Annotated in this window: 3 protein-coding genes; all 3 read right to left on the reverse strand. The window is 23.5% G+C overall.

From position 1 onward, the window contains the following. Positions 1 to 378: 378 nt before the first annotated feature. The 3 genes from C6B38_RS04345 to C6B38_RS04355 all read right to left on the reverse strand — a co-directional run bounded on the left by C6B38_RS04345 (position 379) and on the right by C6B38_RS04355 (position 1,089). Positions 379 to 630: a hypothetical protein gene (locus tag C6B38_RS04345; protein WP_105298788.1), complete on the reverse strand. Its 252-nt coding sequence runs from the start codon at positions 628 to 630 to the stop codon at positions 379 to 381. Further along, positions 630 to 779: a hypothetical protein gene (locus tag C6B38_RS04350; RefSeq protein WP_105298789.1), complete on the reverse strand. Its 150-nt coding sequence runs from the start codon at positions 777 to 779 to the stop codon at positions 630 to 632. Before C6B38_RS04350 ends, C6B38_RS04345 begins: the two co-directional genes overlap by 1 nt. A 103-nt stretch (positions 780 to 882) precedes the next feature. Then, entirely contained in the window at positions 883 to 1,089 is a 207-nt protein-coding gene (locus tag C6B38_RS04355) for a hypothetical protein (RefSeq protein ID WP_105298790.1), read from the reverse strand. Positions 1,090 to 1,237: the final 148 nt, after the last annotated feature.

Here is a 1,237-nt window from a genome sequence, read left to right on the forward strand (position 1 = left end):
ATATACTGCCTACAAGTTTTTAAAAGAAAGTAGATATATTTATAAAAAATATTATAAAAATTTTTGGTTCAAAACTGTTATTAATATTCTTATTTCTATTAAATCCTACTAAAAATAACCAAAATATACTGCCTACAAGTTTTTAAAAGAAAGTAGATATATTTATAAAAAATATTATAAAAATTTTTGGTTCAAAACTGTTATTAATATTCTTATTTCTATTAAATCCTACTAAAAATAACCAAATGAGTAGTTAAATTTATTTAAAAATAAATTTGTAGACAGTGTATAGTGCAAAAATAAACAACAAAATTATTTATTCAACTCACATAAAACCTAGTGTACCTTAACTAAAATTATGATCGATTATAATAAATATTAAAATCCTTTAACCATAACACGGAAAAAGTTTAAGATTTTAATAATACAAAATATAGCAAATGGAATTAATATAATTCACGTTTCACGTAAGAAAACCATTATCTCAGGTAAAATATTTGTTATACCTTCTTTAACTTTTCATAATGCACTAGTCAAACCAGTTCAAATCCCAGTCATACCCTCAGTCATAGTTTTAGGTGTAGGTGCTGTTAAAAAATTAACCGCCGTTGTTAAATACATACCTAACATTATTTTTTATCCTCCTTTGTTTCAATTTCTTTTTTATCTTTTTTCTTTCCTCGAATTTGACGAATTTTTTGGTAAATTAATAAACCAAAATAAAGAAAAATTGCTAATACAATAACAACACTAAATATTGTCGTTAATCAAGTTGGCATATTACATCTCCTCTCTAAAAATATTGCGGCACGCTTCGCGTGTTCGCTACGCTCAAAATAAACTATATTGAATAAATTACCCCTAATAAATTACGCGGATAATTTATTCATTTTCTTTTACATTATTAATTACTATCTTATTTACAGTATTAATAACAATATCTTTTCCATACTTAGTTACTAGGGACCGCAAAATAAAATAATGTTTCTTTTCAATAAAAAATCAACTCCTTTCAAAGTTGATTTGTTGCACTTCGATTACAAAATGCATTATTGATTTTTTAGATAAATTACTTTTTGTTTGTGCCATTTTTATCAACTCCTTTTAATAAAAAATATTGTAAATGTTTTCAAGCATCTAATTCATGCTCTGTCATTTTAATATTTCCTTTATAAATATAATTTTTCTTAACAACTGGCGATTGTAAAACATAATTTAAATTAAATAAATATTTACA

It is taken from the genome of Spiroplasma sp. ChiS, assembly GCF_002968355.1.
Classification (GTDB): domain Bacteria; phylum Bacillota_I; class Bacilli_A; order Mycoplasmatales; family Mycoplasmataceae; genus Spiroplasma; species Spiroplasma citri.